The sequence below is a fragment of the Kitasatospora sp. NPDC059146 genome, from assembly GCF_042786665.1.
Classification (GTDB): Bacteria; Actinomycetota; Actinomycetes; order Streptomycetales; family Streptomycetaceae; genus Kitasatospora.
Genome location: NZ_JBHZCY010000091.1, coordinates 1 through 16772, shown reverse-complemented (window position 1 = coordinate 16772; position 16772 = coordinate 1). Strand labels below are relative to the sequence as shown.

The following is a 16772-nucleotide window of genomic DNA, read 5'->3' as shown; positions in this document are numbered from 1 at the left end:
TGTCCTGGGAACGGGGTCGGGGCGTGTCACGGCACGCCTCAGGAGTGACGGCGGCGGCGCGCCTGCCAGACGGCGCCACCGGCGAGGACGGCGACCAGCGCGCCGCCGGCGGCCAGGCCGAGGTCCGGGCCGCTGCCGCTGTTGCCACTACTGCCGCCGTCGGCGCCGGCCTTGGGCCGGGCGGCGCCCGCGTCCACCTGGTCGCCGCAACCGGCCCCCGGGTAGCCGGCGATGGCGCACAGCATCCCGTTGGACTCGTAGCGCAGCGGCGGGGCGACGGCGGCCAGCACCTCGGCCGAGGTGGCGCGCGGTGCGACGCTCGCGCAGGCGGTCCGCGACCCGGGCGGCGCGGCGGCAGACGCTCCGGCGTCCTGGGCCGTGCCGAAGTCCAGCACCACGGCGACCCGCTTGCGGCCGTCCTGGGCGGGGGTGGCGGCGCAGATCCCGTCGAACCCGGACGCCGTGCGCGGCCGGGCGGCGTCCTGTCCGCCGTCCGGGCTGAGGGCGAACCGCCAGCCGTCCACCGAGCCGTCCGGCGGCACGGAGATCGCGGGCCCCTGCTGCTGGTACGTCCAGGCCCCGCCGTCGGCCCCGCGCCAGAACGACCAGTACCGGTACCCGGCGGCCTGCGCCGGGGTGGCGCAGGCCAGCAGGACCAGGGTGCCGAGCAGGGCGAGCAGCAGGGCGGCCGGTGCCCGCCGGGGGCCGCGGCCCCCGGCGACGTCACGCTGCGCCCGCATCAGAGCTTCGGGTTGCGCTTGCGCTGGAGGCTGAGCAGCAGCCCGCCGCCGACGCCGATCAGGAGGCCGACGATGATCAGCCAGAACTGCCCGATGCCGTCGCTCTTCTTCTTCGCCGGGGTGGCGGTGGTCGAGGCGGCCTCGGCCTTGGGCGCCGGGCCGAGGGCGGTGAGCTGGCCGGTGAGGGCGGCGTCGCCGCGGTGGGTGGCCTGGCCGACCAGCAGGAGGGTGGCGGTGGCGGCGGCGTCGGTGCCGTTCTTGGTCCAGGTGGCGCCCTGCCCCTCCAGCCAGTCGACGGCGTCGGTGGCCTCGTCGGGGTGGCCGCTCTGGACGAGGGCGAGGGCGGCCCAGGCGGTGGCGGTGTAGTCGGGCTTGGGCTCGGCGCCGGGGGTGGTGAGGGTGAGGTGCCCGTCGCCGGAGCCGAGCTGGGCGGCGAGGTAGGCGCTGACGGCCTCGCCCGCTTCGGCGTGCGGCACGGTGGCGGGCGCGGAGCCGTCGGCGCAGGCGAGGGGCTTGGCGGTGGCGTCGGCGTGCACCGAGGAGGCGACCGGCAGGTGCCCGCCGGCGGCGGCGAGGGCGGCCTGGGCGGTGGCGAGGGTGTTGGGGGTGAGGGTGCCGGCGGCCGGGTCGGGCTGGAAGGCGAAGGCGCCGCGCTGGTCGGCGGGGGCGGCGCAGCCGAGCTGGAAGCGGGCGAGGCCGTCGAAGGCGTTCTTCCCGGCGGCGCCGCCGGTGCCGGGCTTGGCGATGCTCGCCGGGTCGGTCCGGGCGGCGAACAGCGCGTTGACGACGAGGCCGGTGGAGTTGGCGTCGCCGGGGTTGCCGGGGTTGTAGGCCCAGCTGCCGTCGGCGTTCTGGTTGGCCTTGAGCCACTGGAGGCCCTTGTCGACGGCGGGCTGGTGCCCGCCGACGGCGACCAGGGCCTGGAGGGCGACGGCGGTGGCGTTGCTGTCCTCGGTCTTGGGGTCGCAGGCCGCGCCGGGGGCCCGGTAGGAGGGCCAGCCGCCGTCCTCGCACTGCTGTCCGGTGAGCCAGTCGACGGCGGAGTCGGCGGGGGTGACCTTGGCCGCCGTCAGCGCGGTGAGCGCGAGGGACTGCCGCCAGACGCCGTCGTACGTCGGGTCGCTCTTGCCGTACAGGCCGTCCGGGGTGGCGGCGGCCGTGGGCGACGGGCTGTCGGCGAGGGCCGGTCCGGCGGCGAGGCCGGCGAGCAGCGCGGCGGACAGGGCGGCGGCGCCCAGGCGGGCGGCGGTCAGCATGGTGCGGTGTGCCTTTCGGTGAGCGGTGGCGGGCCCCGGCGGGGGCCGTTCCGTAGTCCTCGACGGGTGCCGGGCGGGTGCGGGTGCCCGGTTCGCCGCTCGTCCCTCCCCGGGTGCCCCGGCTCGCCCGGGGCGCCGGGGGCGCGGTCGGGCTCACGGTTGCGGGTCAGCGCCGGATTCGCACCGGCTTCCCCCGGGGGAGGAGCGGGATGGAGTTGTGCTGCCCGTCGACTCTAACCGCCGGGCCGCGGCGCGCGGGTCGGCCGGAGCGGCGCGGGGCTGGAACAGGTTCCAGTAATCGCCCCCGGTGGCCGCCCCGCCGGCCGGGGCCGTCAGGGCAGTGCGAGCAGCCGGGCCGCGGTGTGCAGGTCGGCCCGGACCTCGGCGATCGAGGCGCGCCCGGAGAGCCAGGCGACCAGGGCCGAGTGCCAGGTGTGCTCGATCACCCGGACGGCCGCGCGCTGGCCCTCGCTGGGCGGCCCGGACTGCCCGATCGCGTCCAGGATGAGCTGTCCGGTGGCGGCGCTGACCTGGTCCACCTCGGTGCCGACCGAGCGGTCCGCGAAGCTGAGCGCCCGGACCATCGCCTCGGCCAGCAGCGGCTCGCGCTGGAGCGCGTGGAAGGCCCGGGTGAGGGCGTCGGCGACCCGCAGGGCAGGCTCCGGCTCGGTCGGCGGGTGCCGCCGGATGTGCTCCTGGAGCCCCTGGAGCTGCTCCAGCATGACCGCGACCAGCAGGTGGACCTTGGACGGGAAGTACCGGTACAGCGTCCCGAGGGCGACCTGGGCGCTCTCCGCGACCTCCCGCATCTGCACCGCCTCGTACCCGCCGCGGGCGGCCAGCGCGGTGGCGGCGCGCAGGATGCGGCGGCGCCGCTCGGCCTGGCGCGCGGACAGCGGCGGCTCGCCCGGTGCGGGGGAGGCGGGGCTCACGGACGTGGTCGGCGACGGCAAGGGTGCTCCCGGGGGCGCGTGGGTGGCGGCGTGCTCCAGAAAGGTCGACCCGAAGGCGACCCGCGGTCGGTCGGGCCCGGCGTGGCGGGAATCACCAGCCCTGGCTCCTGAGCGAAAGCTACGGGCCGGTATCTTCGAGGTCTCTCATTGTTCACACGGTCGATGACGAGTTCCACAGCCACTGAAACCTGATCTACTTTAGCGACCGGTGCCACCGTTGGGCGCCGCTCGCACCGATAGCAGCCAGAGATGAGGGCCGAGGATGACCGCGCAGCCGCTGCGGATTGCCCTGCTGTCATACCGCGGGGACCCGTTCTGCGGCGGTCAGGGCGTGTACGTACGGCACCTCTCCCGGGAGCTGGCGCGGCTCGGCCACCACGTGGACGTGATCGGCGCCCAGCCCTACCCCGTGCTGGACGAGGTCGAGGGCCCCGGCTCGGTCCGCCTGGTCGAGCTGCCCAGCCTGGACCTCTACCGCGCCGACGACCCCTTCCGCACCCCCGCCCGCGGCGAGTTCCGCGGCCCGGTGGACGTGCTGGAGTTCGCCACCATGCGCACCGGCGGCTTCCCCGAACCGCTCACCTTCTCGCTGCGCGCCCGGCAGTACCTGGCCCGGCACAAGGGCCGCTACGACGTGGTGCACGACAACCAGACCCTCGGCTACGGCCTGCTCGGCCTGGCCCGGCACGGCTTCCCGCTGGTCACCACGATCCACCACCCGATCACCGTGGACCGGCAGTTGGAGCTGGACGCGGCCACCACCCGGGGCAAGCGGCTGTCGCTGCGCCGCTGGTACGCCTTCACCCGGATGCAGCGCCGGGTCGCGGCCCGGCTGGACCACGTGATCACCGTCTCCGGCACCTCGCAGCGCGAGATCGCCGAGCACCTGGGCGCCGCCCCCGGCGCGATCTCGGTGGTGCCGATCGGCGCCGACACCCGGCTCTGGTCGCCCTCGGCGCGGATCGAGCGGGTCCCGGGCCGGATCGTCACCACCTCCAGCGCGGACGTGCCGCTCAAGGGCCTGGTGTTCCTGGTCGAGGCGCTGGCCAAGGTCCGCACCGAGCGGGACGCCCACCTGGTGGTGGTCGGCAAGCCGCAGAAGGAGGACGGGCCGGTGGCCGAGGCGGTGCGCCGCTTCGGGCTGGCGGAGCACATCGAGTTCCGCACCGGGCTGAGCGACCGCGAGCTGGTCGACCTGTACCGCTCGGCCGAGGTCGCCTGCGTCCCGTCGCTGTACGAGGGCTTCTCGCTTCCCGCCGCCGAGGCGATGGCCACCGGCACCCCGCTGGTGGCGACCACCGGCGGGGCGATCCCCGAGGTGGCCGGGCCGGACGGCGGGACCAGCCTGGCGGTGCCGCCGGGGGACGCGGGCGCCCTGGCCGCCGCGCTCGGCCGGCTGCTGGACGACCCGGAGCTGCGCGCCGAGCTCGGCGCGGCCGGCCGCGAGCGGGTGCTGGCCCGGTTCACCTGGGAGCGGGCCGCCGAGCTGACCGCCGAGGCCTACCGCGCGGCGATCGCCACCGGCGTCGGCGCCCGGGCCCGCTCCGGGCCGGGCTGGCGGTACGTGCCCTGAGGGGCGGGCTCGTGAGCGAGCCGCTCCGGGGGTTGAGGCGAGTGTGACCTGACGAAGCGTCAAGAACGCTTGGTGGCAATAGAAATGGGAGCCCTGCAGTGCTGACCGTCGATTTCTCGCGCTTCCCGCTCGCCCCCGGCGACCGGGTGCTCGACCTGGGCTGCGGCGGGGGCCGGCACGCGTTCGAGTGCTACCGCCGCGGCGCCAACGTGATCGCCCTCGACCAGAACGCCGAGGAGATCGCCGAGGTCAAGAAGTGGTTCGCGGCGATGGAGCTGGCCGGCGAGGCCCCCGAGGGCGCGTCGGCGGTCGCGATGGAGGGCAACGCGCTGGCGCTGCCGTTCGAGGACGACTACTTCGACAAGATCATCATCTCCGAGGTGATGGAGCACATACCCGATGACAAGGGCGTGCTCGACGAGATGTTCCGGGTCCTCAAGCCGGGCGGCCTGATCGCCGTCACCGTGCCGCGCTGGCTGCCGGAGAAGATCTGCTGGGCGCTGTCCGACGAGTACCACGAGGTCGAGGGCGGCCACATCCGGATCTACCGGGGCGACGAGCTGCTCGGCAAGCTCAAGGACGCCGGCCTGGAGCCGTACGGCACCCACCACGCGCACGCCCTGCACTCGCCGTACTGGTGGATCAAGTGCGCGGTCGGCGTGGACAACGACAAGGCGCTGCCGGTCAAGGCCTACCACCAGCTGCTGGTCTGGGACATCGTCGGCACCCCGGTGATCAGCTCGATCACCAAGGCCGCCGAGAAGGCGCTCAACCCGCTCATCGGCAAGAGCTTCGTCGCCTACGCCTCCAAGCCGAACAAGGTCGAGCGCGCGCCGGGCGGGGCGGAGTGACCGCCGCCGTCCCCGAGGTGCTGCTGCTCGACGGGGTGCTGGACGCCGAGCAGGCGGCCGACACCGTGCGCAGCATCCTGGCCGAGCAGCGCCCCGACGGTGCCATCCCCTGGTTCGCGGGCCACCACCTCGACCCCTGGGACCACACCGAGGCCGCGATGGCCCTGGACACCGCCGGGGAGCACGCCGCCGCCGAGGCCGCCTACCGCTGGCTCGCCTCCCGGCAGAACCCCGACGGCTCCTGGTACGCCGCGTACACCGACGGCACGGTCACCGACCGGGCCAAGGAGAGCAACTTCTGCGCGTACATCGCGGTCGGGGTCTGGCACCACCACCTCAGCACCGGCGACGACGCCTTCCTGGAGTGGATCTGGCCGGTGGTCCGGCGGGCGCTGGACTTCATCGTCGGCCTGCGGCTGCCCGGCGGCCCGATCGCCTGGCGGGTCGGCGAGGACGGCGCGGCCACCGAGGAGGCGCTGCTGACCGGCTCGTCCAGCATCCTGCACGCGCTGCGCTGCGGGCTGGCCGTCGCCGACTACCTGGAGGAGCCGCAGCCCGACTGGGAGCTCGCGGCCGGCCGGCTGCGGCACGCCATCGCCCACCACCCCGAGCGGTTCCTCGACAAGGACCGCTACTCGATGGACTGGTACTACCCGGTGCTCGGCACCGGCCTGCGCGGCGACGCGGCGGTGGCGCGGATCGAGCGGGACTGGGAGCGCTTCGTCGTCCCCGGCCTCGGCGTGCGCTGCGTCAGCGACCGCCCGTGGGTGACCGGCGGCGAGAGCGCCGAACTGGCGCTCGCGCTCTGGGCGATCGGCCAGTCCGACCGCGCGGTGGACATCCTGCGCTGGATCCAGCGGCACCTGCGGCACGAGGACGGCTCGTACTGGACCGGGTACGTCTTCGAGGACGACGCGATCTGGCCCGAGGAGCGCACCACCTGGACGGCCGGGGCGCTGCTGCTCGCGGTCGCCGCGCTCGGCGGGGACCCGGCGACCGTCGCGGTCTTCGGCGGGGACCAGCTGCCCGCCGGGCTGGTGGTCCAGGACTGCTGCTGAGGGCCTCCCGGCCCCGGGGACACGGAAGGGGCGGGACCGGTGATCCGGTCCCGCCCCTTCTCCGTGCCGTCGCGCGGCTCGCGTCCGCGCCGCGGCGTCAGCCGCGCTGGATGCCGGCGGTGTCGGCCAGCACGCCCTGGGTGCCGTCCGGCAGCTGGGCGACCAGGGCCGCGCCGCGCTGCTCGACGGCCAGGTACCAGGTGCCCGGCACGACCTCGCCGACCGGGGCGCCGACCGGGTTGTCCTTCGGGGCCAGCTGGCGCGGGGCCGGGACGGCGAACCAGAAGGGCTGGAAGTCCGCCGCCGGGGCGGCCGGCTGCTGGGCGGCCGGGGTCGGCTGCGGGGCCGGCGCGGCGGCGTCCTGCGGACCGGCCTGCACCGGCTGGCCCGGCTGCGGCTGGCCGGCGGCCGGGTAGCCGTAGCCACCGGCCGGCTGGGCGCCGAAGGCCGGGTCGTGACCCTGGTTCGGGTAGCCGTACTGGCCCGGGCCGGGCTGGCCGGGGGCACCCGGGTGGCCGGGCTGACCCGGCATCGGGTAGCCGCCCTGGTACGGGACGGCCGGGCGCTCGTTGACCAGCGGGGCCTTGAGCGCCGGCACCAGCGGTGCGGCCGCGGCCGCACCGGCCAGCACGAGCAGCGAGATGAGGCCGAGCCAGGCGCCGAAGCCGTGGCTGAGCGTGGTGGCCGACGGGCCCCCGCCGAGCGCCCAGACCGAGGTCCAGAGCGCGGCGACGCTGAACGCGATGCCCCACTGGTCCAGCCGCAGGCCGAGCACCTGGCGGTTGGCCGCGGCGGGGCCCTGGAAGCGCTGCACCAGGATCAGGACGGCCGCGGCGATCCCCAGGAGGTAGATCGACGGCAGGATGGGGAACAGCTGGGTGCTCCACGCGTTCTGCGAGGTGTCCCCGCAGTACCGGCCGCTGCAGTCCACGGTCCAGTAGGGCAGGAAGGAGGCGATGAACAGCAGGACGGCCGCGCCTGCGACGGCGGCGTCTCCCCTGGTGAGAGCGCGCAGATTCACTTACGTTCCCCTCGTTGACGTGTCGTGGACGGTGCTTCGTGCGGTCGGTCCGACCGGCCGAAACTCCCGAACGGACCAGAAGCCTAGGCCCAACCGTCCCACCGGTGCACGGCGGGACCGGGAACGGGTCGAAGTCGTTGCAAACCGTGCCGACTCGGCGGGTGTCCGCCGGTCGGCCCGCTTCGCCCCAACTCCCTTGCCCGGTCCGGTCAGTGGGTGGTCAGGAAGGCGCCCAGCGCGTCGGCGATCCCCTGGGCGGCCTGCTGCCGCCACTGAGGGTCCGTCATCCGTCGGGCGTCCGCGGAGTTGCGCATGTTACCGCACTCGATGAACACCTTGGGAACCGCGGAGAGGTTGAGGCCGCCCAGGTCGGAGCGGGTGTCCAGGCCGTCCTTGGCGATGTAGTCGGCGTACGGCTCGCCGGTCGCGGCGTGGAAGCGGTCGCGCAGCAGCAGGCCCAGCCGGCGCGAGGGTTCGATGATCGCGGAGTTGTCCGCCGTACCGGCGACCACCTTGGCGGGCAGGATCACGTGGAAGCCGCTGCCGCTCGCCGGCGCGCCGTCGCCGTGCACCGACAGCGCGACGTCCGCGTGGGCGTCGGCGCCCGCCCTGGCGCGCTCGTCGACGCACGGGCCCCACGGGCGGTCGCCGTCCTGCACCATGACGACCTTGGCGCCCCGGGCGGTGAGCAGGGCGCGGGCCCGGCGGGTGACGTCCAGGGTGTAGTCGGCCTCGGTGTAGCCCGCGTTGGTCTCGGTGCCGGTGGTGTCGCACTCCTTGTGGCCGTTGCCGACGTCCACCTGACGGTTGATCTCGGTGGGGTGGGAGAAGTTGCCGGGGTTGTGGCCGGGGTCGAGCACCACGGTGCGGCCGGCCAGGTCGCCGCCGCCGGCCGGGGCCTGCGGGGTGGCGGCGGGCGTCGGCGTACCGGTGGGCGCGCCGGGCGTCGGGTCCGGGGCGGGGCTCGTCGTCGTGCCCGTCGCCGGCTCCGGGGACGGGTCGGTCGGGGTGGCGCCGGTCGGCGACGAGGCGGGCTGCGCGGCGGCCGTGGCGGCCACCGGGCCGGAGCCGTCCAGGGCCTGCCACCCGAACCAGCCCGCCGTGCAGAGCGGAACGACCACCGCCACCGCGGTGGCGGTGCGCAGCAGGGCGGAACGGCGGGGGGCGGGGGAGGTCGGGCCGGTCACGGGCTGTTCAGATCCTGTCCGAGGTGGGCGGGGTGAGGCCGTAGGCGTCCGCGATCGGCTTCCACTTGGTCAGGAAGTCGTTCTTCGCCTGGGTCGCCTGCGGGTTGAGCTCGTCCGCGTGCTTCTTGTCCGGCGTGCTCGGCGCGTTGCCGGAGCAGCCCTGCTTGGCCACGGCGCGGGCCCAGGCCGCGTACGCCTTGTCGATGTCGGCGGACAGCTGCCAGGCGGACTTCAACGAGTTCACCGCGTCCGCGCCGCCCGGGACGTCCGTGACGCTCAGCTTGGCGAGCTTGCCCAGCAGCCCCTGGCGTTGGCCGGCCCCGCTGTCGAAGACCTGCGCCGCGCTCTCGATGTCGGCCTTCGACGGGCAGCTGCTGACCTTGGCGACGGCGTTGCCGATCTGCGTCCTGGCGTTGCCGCCCTCGGTGAGCAGTCCGTCCAGCGCCTGGGCCTGGGCCTTGGCGTTCGGGCCGGCCGTGGTCGCGGACGGGGCCGGGGTGTCGGAGGGCGTGGCCGTGGCGCCGGGCGCGGCGTCCGTGCCGGTGGGCGCCGGGGCGGGCGGCGGGTTGCCGGCACCGGTCGCGGCGCCGGCCGGCGGGGTGGGCGCGGCCTGGCCGCCCTTGTCACCGCCCTGGGCCGCGTACAGCAGGCCGCCGCCGACCGCCAGCACCAGCAGGACCGCGAAGCCGATCAGCAGCGGGGCCCGGCGGTTGCCCGGGCGGTCCCCGTCGTCCTCGTGGTCGGGCGGGAGGGCGGCCGGGTGGTCCGGCCGGGCCGGGTACGGCGGGGCGCTGTACGGGGCCTGCGGGTTCTGCGGGGTCTGCGGGTAGGGCGGCGGCGGGTACCCGTACCCGCCCTGCTGGTCCGCGGCCTGCTGGTACGGGTTGCCGGCCGAAGGCGGCGGCGGGTAGACGTACCCGGGGCCGGGGAGCGGCCCGCCCTGGGTGCCGCGGTCCTGCGGGGTCGCGTGCGAGGGGAACGGCGCGGCCGCGGGCGGGGCGCCCGGCGCCGGGGCGATCCGGGGGAGGGCGGCGGTGGGCGCGCCGGGGCCCGGGGGCGGGGGCGGCGGGGTGGCCGGGCCCGACATGTCCGGCGCCGGGCCGAAGCCCGGGGCGGTGGACAGGTACGGGCGGCCGCCCAGCGGCGGGTCCTGGTCCTCGGCCGCGCCCGGGGCGGGGGCGCCGGTCGGTGCGGCGGGGTCGGGCCCGGCGTCCGGGCGCTGCGGATTGCGGACCCAGCCGCCCGCGCCGCCGCGCGCGGTCGGGTCCCAGACCGCCGGAGCGGTGTTGTGCTGGTCCGTCATGTGCCGCTGGCCCCCACCGTCCGCCGATGCTCTGCCTGGTGCTGCCGCCCGTGCCGCAGCTGCCTGGTGCTGCGCGGACACCGTACCGTTCGAACCCCCGCCCGACAGCCCAGGCACGACGTTAGAGCATCGGGGCGTGGCTGCGGGGGGTATCGCGCGGTGCGGTCGGGGCGGGGGCCGGTGTGCGGGAGCCTCGGGCGGACAGGGCTAGGCGGCCCGGCGCAGGACGCGCAGCGAACCGGTCACCGAGACCTCCTCGAAGCCCTCGGCCAGCGCCCGCAGGTAGACCCGGTACGGGGCCTGGCCGCCGTCCGCCGGGTCCGGGAACACGTCGTGCACCACCAGCAGGCCCTCCGGCGCCAGGTGCGGCGCCCAGCCCTCGTAGTCGCCGGTGGCGTGCTCGTCGGTGTGCCCGCCGTCGATGAAGACCAGGGCGAGCGGGCGCCCCCACAGCGCGGCGATCTGCGGCGAGCGGCCGACCAGCGCGACCACGTGCTCCTCCAGCCCCGCCGCGTGCAGGGTGCGGCGGAACCGGGGCAGGGTGTCCATCCGGCCGACCTCCGGGTCCACCAGGGTCGGGTCGTGGTACTCCCAGCCCGGCTGCTGCTCCTCCGAGCCGCGGTGGTGGTCCACGGTCAGCGCGACCGTCCCGGCCTCCCGGGCCGCGGCGGCCAGCAGGACCGCCGAGCGGCCGCAGTAGGTGCCGATCTCCAGCACCGGCAGCCCGGTGCGCCGGGCCGCCGCCACCGCCGCCTCGTAGAGCGCGAGGCCCTCGTCCACCGGCATGAACCCGGTGGCCGTCTCGAACGCCGCCAGCACCTCCGGCGCCGGGCGGGCGCCCTCCAGCAGGTCGGACATGCGGTGCTCCTCGGGTTCGGGCGGCGGACGGACGTGCTCGGACCCTACTCGACGGTAGCGGGGCGGCCGCCGGGAGGTCGGCCGGTCCGGTCGGCGGTGCGCCGTCGGCCGAGGCCGTGAGCACAGCGATCATGATGGCGGGCCGGATCGTCGCTGCGCGGAGGGCTTGTTCGTACTGTGATCACTCCGCCGGGCCGCCGCCCCCGCGCCGTTCTGGAACGCGTTCTAGTCCGTGCCCGGCGGCCGTGCCAGAATCGCCCCCGACCCTTGACCCGATGACCCGAGGCACACCGGGAGCAGCCCATGCGCGCAGCCGTCCTGCACAAGACCGGCCAGGACACCCTCGACGTCCGCGAGGACGTCACGGCGCTCGGCTTCGGACCGGGCACCGTACGGGTCCGGATGCGCGCCGCCAGCCTGTGCCACTCGGACCTCTCCGCGATGAGCGGGATCCTGCCGCAGCCCGCGCCCTTCGTCCCCGGGCACGAGGGCGCCGGGGACGTCGTCGAGGTCGGCGAGGGCGTCACCGGCGTCGCCCCCGGCGACCGCGTGGTGCTCTGCTGGATGGCCCCCTGCGGACGCTGCGCCCACTGCGAGCGCGGCCGCGGCCACCTCTGCATCGCCAGCCTGCGGCGGCTCGGCGCCCCCGGCTTCCGGCTCGCCGACGACGGCACCGAGGCCTCCGGCTTCTACGGCACCGGCGCCTTCGCCGAGGAGGTGGTGGTCGCCGCCGACGCGGTGATCAAGGTGCCCGCCGACCTGCCCTACGAAGCCGCCGCCCTGATCGGCTGCGGCGTGACCACCGGCATCGGCGCCGCCGTCAACACCGCCCAGGTGGAGCCCGGTTCCTCGGTCGCGGTGATCGGCGCGGGCGGTGTCGGCGTGGCCACCGTCCAGGGCGCCCGGGTCTGCGGCGCCGCCCGGATCACCGTGGTCGACCCGGTCGCCTCGCGCCGCGAACGGGCCCTCGCCTTCGGCGCCACCGAGGCCATCGCGCCCGAGGAACTCAAGGCGTTCGCCAAGGGGTTGCCCGGCGGCGGCTTCGACCACGTCTTCGAGGCCGTCGGCCGCGCGGCCACCGTCCGGGCCGGCTACGACGCCGCCCGGCGCGGCGGCGCCGTCGTCGTCATCGGCGCGGGCGCGCAGGACGACCTCGCCCAGTTCACCATGGGGGAACTGTTCTTCAACGAGAAGCGGCTGCTGCCCTCGCTGTACGGCGGGGCGCCGGTCGCCCGCACGATCGCCCTGGTCGTGGACCTCTGGCGGGCCGGGCGGATCGACCTCGACGGGATGATCACCCACCGGGTCGGGCTGGCCGAGGTGAACCGGGCGATCGAGCAGATGCGCAGCGGCGAGGCGCTGCGGACGGTGATCTCGCTGGACTCCTGACGCCCCGCCCCACAGTGCGGTGGGGGTGGGGCGCGGGGTCGGAGTGACTTGCGAGGGCCCGCCGGGAAGTCTCCTCGGCGGGCCCTCGCGGGGTGTGTCGGTGTGTTCGGCGGATCAGCCCCGGGCGCCGGCGGCGCGGTGGCGGCCGTGCGGGTCCGCCCCAGGGGTGTCGTCGTCGGCCGAGCCGCCGCGGTGGCGGCCGTGCGACGCGGTGTCCTCGGCCGTCTTCTCGTCGGCGTCGGTCCCGTTGACCGCAGGGCCCGTGGTGTCGGTGAGGGTGTCGGACATGAGAAATCGTCTTCCGTGCGAGGGTGCAGGTCATCGGCGCCCGTCCGATGCCTGCGGCACACGGTCGGGTCCCCGATCGGGCGCTCGGAACGCGCCCACAGCCGGTGATCGCGGCCCGTGCCCCGGCCACCATAACGGCCGGGACGGACGAGATCCTATCGACCTCATGGGGCGAGTCCCGCCCCGCCCGCGGCCCCGGGGGCCACCCTGGAAGAACCCAGCCAGTGGCCGACGAGCTCGCGGTAGAACGGCGACAGCACCTGGAGGTCGCCGTGCCGGGCCAGCAGTCCGCGACCGCCGTCCAGCAGCAGCACCCGGTCCGCCCGCAGCGCCGAACTGATCCGGTGCGCGACCACCACCAGCGTCCCCGGCCGCGCGGCGAACGCCCGCTCCACCCGCTCCTCCGCGGCCGCCTCCAGATGGCAGGTCGCCTCGTCCAGCACCACCACCGGCGCGTCCGCCAGGTACGTCCGCACCAGAGCCAGCAACTGGCGCTCACCGGAGGACAGTTCACCCGGATCGCGCAGCGCGCCGGCCAACCCGCCCAGCCGCGCCACCAGCCCGTCCGCCCCCAGTCGCCCGACGGCCTCCGCGACCTCCCGCCCGGACGCGCCCGGGGCGAGCCAGGTCAGGTTCTCCCGCACCGACCCCGGGAACACGTACGCCTCCTGCGGCAGCAGCGCCACCCCGCGCGGGCCGCCACCGACCACCACCGCCCCCGCCGTCGGCGCCACCAGGCCCGCCAGCAGCCCCGCCAGGGTCGACTTCCCCACCCCGCTCGGCCCGACCACCGCCACGTGCTCCCCAGGGCGGAACTCCGCGTCCACCCCGTCCAGCACAGCCGGAGCGCCCGGTCCGTGGGCGTACCGCACCCCGAGCAGCCGGACCGCGCCGAGCGGCACGCCGGGGGTGGGGACGGGGGTTGGCGTGGGGTTGGGCCCGGACTCGGTGGTCGATTCCGCCAGGCGGTCCAGCACCACGCCGAGATTGAGCAGCCAGCCGCCGACCGTTCCCGCCAACGTCCGTACGGCCGGGTCCAGTTGCTGGAGGAGGTAGGTGGCGACGCCGAGCAGCCCGCCCGCCGTCAGCGCGTCGTGCGCCAGCAGCCAGGGCGCCGCCGCCAGGACGGCCAGGACCGGCAGCCGCCCGCCGAGCGCCACCACGATCGCGCGCAGGGCCGACGCCCGGCCCAGCGCCCGGGAGGCGGCCGCGCTCTCCTGCGCCACCCCGGTCAGCGCCCGGGCGACCGCGTCGCCCGCCCCCGTCGCCTGCACGTCGCGCAGCCCGCGCAACGCCCGCCCGGCCTCGGCGGCGAGCCGTTCCTCGGCCAGGACCGCCGCCCGCCGCCCGGCCGCCAACGGCCGCAGCAGCCGCACGAACAGCAGCCCGGCCGCCAGCAGCGGCACCAGCACCAGCGGCAGCACGGCCGGCGCCAGCAGCGCCAGCCCGACCAGGGCGGCGACCAGCGTGACCCCCACCCCGCGCAGCGTGCGGAGCAGCGTCGCGGTCAACTGCCGTACGGACTCCACCTGTTCGGTCAACCGCGCGACGGCGGCCGGATCCGCCCGCGGCCGCGCCAGGGCACCGCGGACCACCCGCTCCACCAGCGCGTTTCGCAGCGGCTCCACCACCCCCGCGAGGTACGGGAACCTGGCCCGCGCCGCGTACGCCCGCACCGCCATCGCCGCCCCGAACCCGCCCAACCAGGCCACCCCGACCCCCGGCCGCCCGGCCAGGAACCCCTGATCGACGGCGGCCGACACCAACAAGCCGGACACCAGCGGCGGCACCGCCTCGACCCCCGACCAGACGAGCAACCCCACCAGGGCTCCTCGCGTGCCCCGCATCGCCCCTACGACCATCCCGACCCCGCGGTGCCGCTGCCTCCATTCCGGGGTGCGCCGACGGCCTCGCCCCCGCCCCCGGCCCGCCACCGTGCCCACCTCGGGTATCGGCGCGCTCGCCCCCGGCCGCAGCTCCTCGGCCACCGACACCCGTGCCCCGCCCCGCGCGGCCCGCAAGGGCCGTGCCAGCAGCCGCCACCGTGGCCGATGCCGGCGCTTGGGCGCGTCCGCCTCTCCTCCGGGGCGGGCGGACCGCCAGGTCGATGCGCCCGGCGCCCGTCGGTGGCCTGCTCGGGGCGGCGGTTGCACCGGAAGTCGGCCCTGCCGACTTCCGGTGTCGGGGTTGGCGTGGGTGCTTGTGCGGTGCGAGGTGGGCAATCCCATGGACGTCGATCCAGTCGGCTTTCGGAGAGGACGGGAAGTCGATCGGGCCGACTTCCCGTGCGGTCAGGGCGTGGTGGCTGAGCGGCGTGCGCGAGAAGTCGACCCGGTCGACTTCTGGTGCAGGCGCGGAGGGCGCGGTGGGGCGGTAGGGCGGGGGTGCCGGCTGATCTCCCCGCACCGGAAGTCGATGAGCTCGACTTCCGGTGCGGCTGGGAGGAAGCGTCGAGAGCGCGGCAGGGCAGAGGGTGGCCGGTCCCCCCGCACCGGAAGTCGGTCAGGTCGACTTCCGGTGCGTCACGTCGTGGCTGCCTGGAGGGTGGTGGCCGAGAGGGTGGCGCGGTAGTCGGGGTGGGCGAGGAGGCGGGTGTGGGGGGCGAGGGCGCGGAGGCGGCCCCCGTCGAGCCAGGCGACGAGGTCGGCGCGGGCGGCGACGGTCGCGCGGTGGGCGACGACCAGCCGGGTGCGTCCGTGGGTGGCGCGGTCGAGGGCCTCGGTGACCTGGTACTCGGTGGCGAGGTCCAGGCCGGAGGTGGCGTCGTCGAGGACGACGACGCGGGTGGGGCGGGCCAGCAGCCGGGCGAGGCCGAGGCGTTGGAGTTCGCCGCCGGAGAGCTGGAGGTCGTCGAGCGGGGTGTCCCAGCCGTGGGGGAGCCGGGCCAGGAAGCCGTCCGCGCACGCGGCCGCGGCTTCGGCCGGGCCCGCTCCGGCGAGGGCGTCGCGGACGGTGCGGCCGACCAGGTCGGGCCGGGCGAAGGCGTAGCCGACGGCGTCCCGCAGGGCGGTGGGGGACAGGGTGTCCACCGGGACGCCGTCGATCAGTACGGTGCCCTCGTCGGGGTCGCGCAGTCGCCCCGGCAGTGCGGCGAGCAGTGACTTCCCGGCACCGGAGTGCCCGACCAGGGCGACGGTGCGGCCGCCGGGGACGGTGAGGTCGAGCGGGCCGAGCAGGACCCGTTCGCCGTCGCGCACCACCACGCCCCGCAGGGTGACCTCGCCGGGCCCGCCCGCCGGGAGGGCCGCCGGGCCGGCCGGGGCCGGTGCGAGCGCCAGCAGTTCGTCGACCCGGGCCTGCCCGGCGCGCGCGTGGGCGACCCCGACCAGCGACTCCACCTGTTCGAAGAGCCCCGCGCCGAGCGCCGCCCAGCCCGCCGCCGCGGCGAGCGCGCCGGGGGCGAGGGTGCCGTCGGCGAGCAGCGCCCCGGCGGTGGCGAGCACGGTGATCTCGACCAGGGCGATCAGCAGGGTGGCCTGCCAGGCGGTGCGCCGCTGGGCGGCCCAGAGCGCGTGTCCGGCCGCGGACAGGTCCGGGAGCGGGGCCAGGACCCGGGCGGCTTCGCGGTGTTCGGCGCGCGCCGCGTGGATGCTGCGCAGCCCGGTGAGGGCGCCGCTGAGCCGGGCCGCGAGTTCGGCCTGCACCTCCTGGTAGCGGGCGAACACCGGCCCGGCCCGGTGCAGGAAGAGCCGGATGAGCAGCACGCCGGGCACCACGCCCGCGAAGAAGGCGAGTGCCAGCCACGGCGAGAGCGCGGCGAGTCCGAGGATCGCGCCGATCGAGGTGAGCAGCGCGGTGGCCGCGCCGAGTACGGCGGGGAGCCGGCCGCCCGCGTCGGCGGCCGAGCCGAGGAGCCGGGCGGCGAGGTCGCCGGGTGGCGGCCCGCCGTGCAGGCGGCCGCCGGGCCCGAGGGCGAGGAGGTGGCGGAGCAGGCGCCCGCGCAGGGCGGCGGTGCCCTCGGCCGAGCAGGCCGGTCCGGCGGCCGCCGCGGTGGCGTTGGCGGCGGCGGCCGTCAGCAGCAGGAGGGCGGGTGGGGCGAGGGCGGTCCCGGTCCGGTGGGCGAGGGCGGCGTCGACGGCTGCGGCGAGGACGGCGGGCAGTGCGAGGGTGGTGGCGGCCTCGACCGGCAGGGCGATGCCGAGTGCGAGTGTCCATCCGGTGGGTCGTCGTGGCAAGTCCGGCCTCCTGTCGGTGAGTTGGACGCGGGCGTGGGAAGGCGGGTGCGGGAAGGCGGGTGCGGGAAGGAGGGTGCGGGAAGGCGGGTGCCGCCCTCGCCTGTCCGGACAGGCGAGGGC

At 76.5% G+C, this 16772-nt stretch carries 14 protein-coding genes and 1 riboswitch; of the genes, 4 read left to right on the top strand and 10 right to left on the bottom strand.

The features are described from left to right. Positions 1–38: 38 nt before the first annotated feature. The 3 genes from ACFXPX_RS30565 to ACFXPX_RS30555 all read right to left on the bottom strand — a co-directional run bounded on the left by ACFXPX_RS30565 (position 39) and on the right by ACFXPX_RS30555 (position 2949). A complete protein-coding gene (locus ACFXPX_RS30565) occupies positions 39–740 on the bottom strand; it encodes an SCO2322 family protein (protein ID WP_380644131.1) in 702 nt (233 codons plus the stop codon). Continuing rightward, positions 740–1996, bottom strand: coding sequence for a prenyltransferase/squalene oxidase repeat-containing protein (locus ACFXPX_RS30560; RefSeq protein ID WP_380644130.1), 1257 nt, complete (start codon positions 1994–1996; stop codon positions 740–742). Before ACFXPX_RS30560 ends, ACFXPX_RS30565 begins: the two co-directional genes overlap by 1 nt. 112 nt (positions 1997–2108) lie before the next feature. Beyond that, a riboswitch (cobalamin riboswitch) is annotated at positions 2109–2189 on the bottom strand. A gap of 139 nt (positions 2190–2328) precedes the next feature. Then, positions 2329–2949: a TetR family transcriptional regulator gene (locus ACFXPX_RS30555; protein WP_380529467.1), complete on the bottom strand. Its 621-nt coding sequence runs from the start codon at positions 2947–2949 to the stop codon at positions 2329–2331. Positions 2950–3211: 262 nt separating this feature from the next. On the opposite strand from ACFXPX_RS30555, the gene ACFXPX_RS30550 reads away from it, so the two are divergent. The 3 genes from ACFXPX_RS30550 to ACFXPX_RS30540 all read left to right on the top strand — a co-directional run bounded on the left by ACFXPX_RS30550 (position 3212) and on the right by ACFXPX_RS30540 (position 6431). Beyond that, on the top strand, positions 3212–4522 hold the full coding sequence (locus ACFXPX_RS30550) for a glycosyltransferase family 4 protein (protein ID WP_380594061.1): 1311 nt from the start codon (positions 3212–3214) through the stop codon (positions 4520–4522). A 98-nt stretch (positions 4523–4620) separates the two neighbouring features. After that, on the top strand, positions 4621–5373 hold the full coding sequence (locus tag ACFXPX_RS30545) for a class I SAM-dependent methyltransferase (RefSeq protein ID WP_380529463.1): 753 nt from the start codon (positions 4621–4623) through the stop codon (positions 5371–5373). Next, entirely contained in the window at positions 5370–6431 is a 1062-nt protein-coding gene (locus tag ACFXPX_RS30540) for a prenyltransferase (RefSeq protein WP_375887942.1), read from the top strand. The genes ACFXPX_RS30545 and ACFXPX_RS30540 overlap by 4 nt, the downstream gene beginning before the upstream one ends. Before the next feature lie 97 nt (positions 6432–6528). Here ACFXPX_RS30540 and ACFXPX_RS30535 read toward each other — a convergent pair whose 3' ends face one another. The 4 genes from ACFXPX_RS30535 to ACFXPX_RS30520 all read right to left on the bottom strand — a co-directional run bounded on the left by ACFXPX_RS30535 (position 6529) and on the right by ACFXPX_RS30520 (position 10800). Further along, positions 6529–7452, bottom strand: a complete 924-nt coding sequence (locus tag ACFXPX_RS30535) for a hypothetical protein (RefSeq protein WP_380529461.1) — start codon at positions 7450–7452, stop codon at positions 6529–6531. Between the two features lie 209 nt (positions 7453–7661). Continuing rightward, complete coding sequence (locus tag ACFXPX_RS30530; protein WP_380644129.1) at positions 7662–8639, bottom strand: N-acetylmuramoyl-L-alanine amidase; 978 nt, start codon at positions 8637–8639, stop codon at positions 7662–7664. Between the two features lie 7 nt (positions 8640–8646). Then, positions 8647–9942, bottom strand: a complete 1296-nt coding sequence (locus tag ACFXPX_RS30525; protein ID WP_380644128.1) for a hypothetical protein — start codon at positions 9940–9942, stop codon at positions 8647–8649. Between the two features lie 207 nt (positions 9943–10149). Continuing rightward, positions 10150–10800: a class I SAM-dependent methyltransferase gene (locus ACFXPX_RS30520; RefSeq protein ID WP_380644127.1), complete on the bottom strand. Its 651-nt coding sequence runs from the start codon at positions 10798–10800 to the stop codon at positions 10150–10152. A 303-nt stretch (positions 10801–11103) separates the two neighbouring features. Between ACFXPX_RS30520 and ACFXPX_RS30515 the strand changes: the two genes are divergently transcribed. Beyond that, the gene (locus ACFXPX_RS30515) at positions 11104–12189 is read left to right on the top strand and encodes a Zn-dependent alcohol dehydrogenase (protein ID WP_380644126.1); all 1086 of its coding nucleotides are present in this window, start codon (positions 11104–11106) and stop codon (positions 12187–12189) included. A 114-nt stretch (positions 12190–12303) separates the two neighbouring features. Here the strand turns inward: ACFXPX_RS30515 and ACFXPX_RS30510 are convergent, their stop codons facing one another. From ACFXPX_RS30510 to ACFXPX_RS30500, 3 genes are all read right to left on the bottom strand, one after another. Continuing rightward, entirely contained in the window at positions 12304–12477 is a 174-nt protein-coding gene (locus ACFXPX_RS30510; protein ID WP_380592582.1) for a hypothetical protein, read from the bottom strand. Positions 12478–12641: 164 nt separating this feature from the next. After that, positions 12642–14300, bottom strand: coding sequence for an ATP-binding cassette domain-containing protein (locus ACFXPX_RS30505; RefSeq protein WP_380644125.1), 1659 nt, complete (start codon positions 14298–14300; stop codon positions 12642–12644). A 699-nt stretch (positions 14301–14999) separates the two neighbouring features. Beyond that, on the bottom strand, positions 15000–16652 hold the full coding sequence (locus ACFXPX_RS30500; protein WP_380644124.1) for an ATP-binding cassette domain-containing protein: 1653 nt from the start codon (positions 16650–16652) through the stop codon (positions 15000–15002). Positions 16653–16772: the final 120 nt, after the last annotated feature.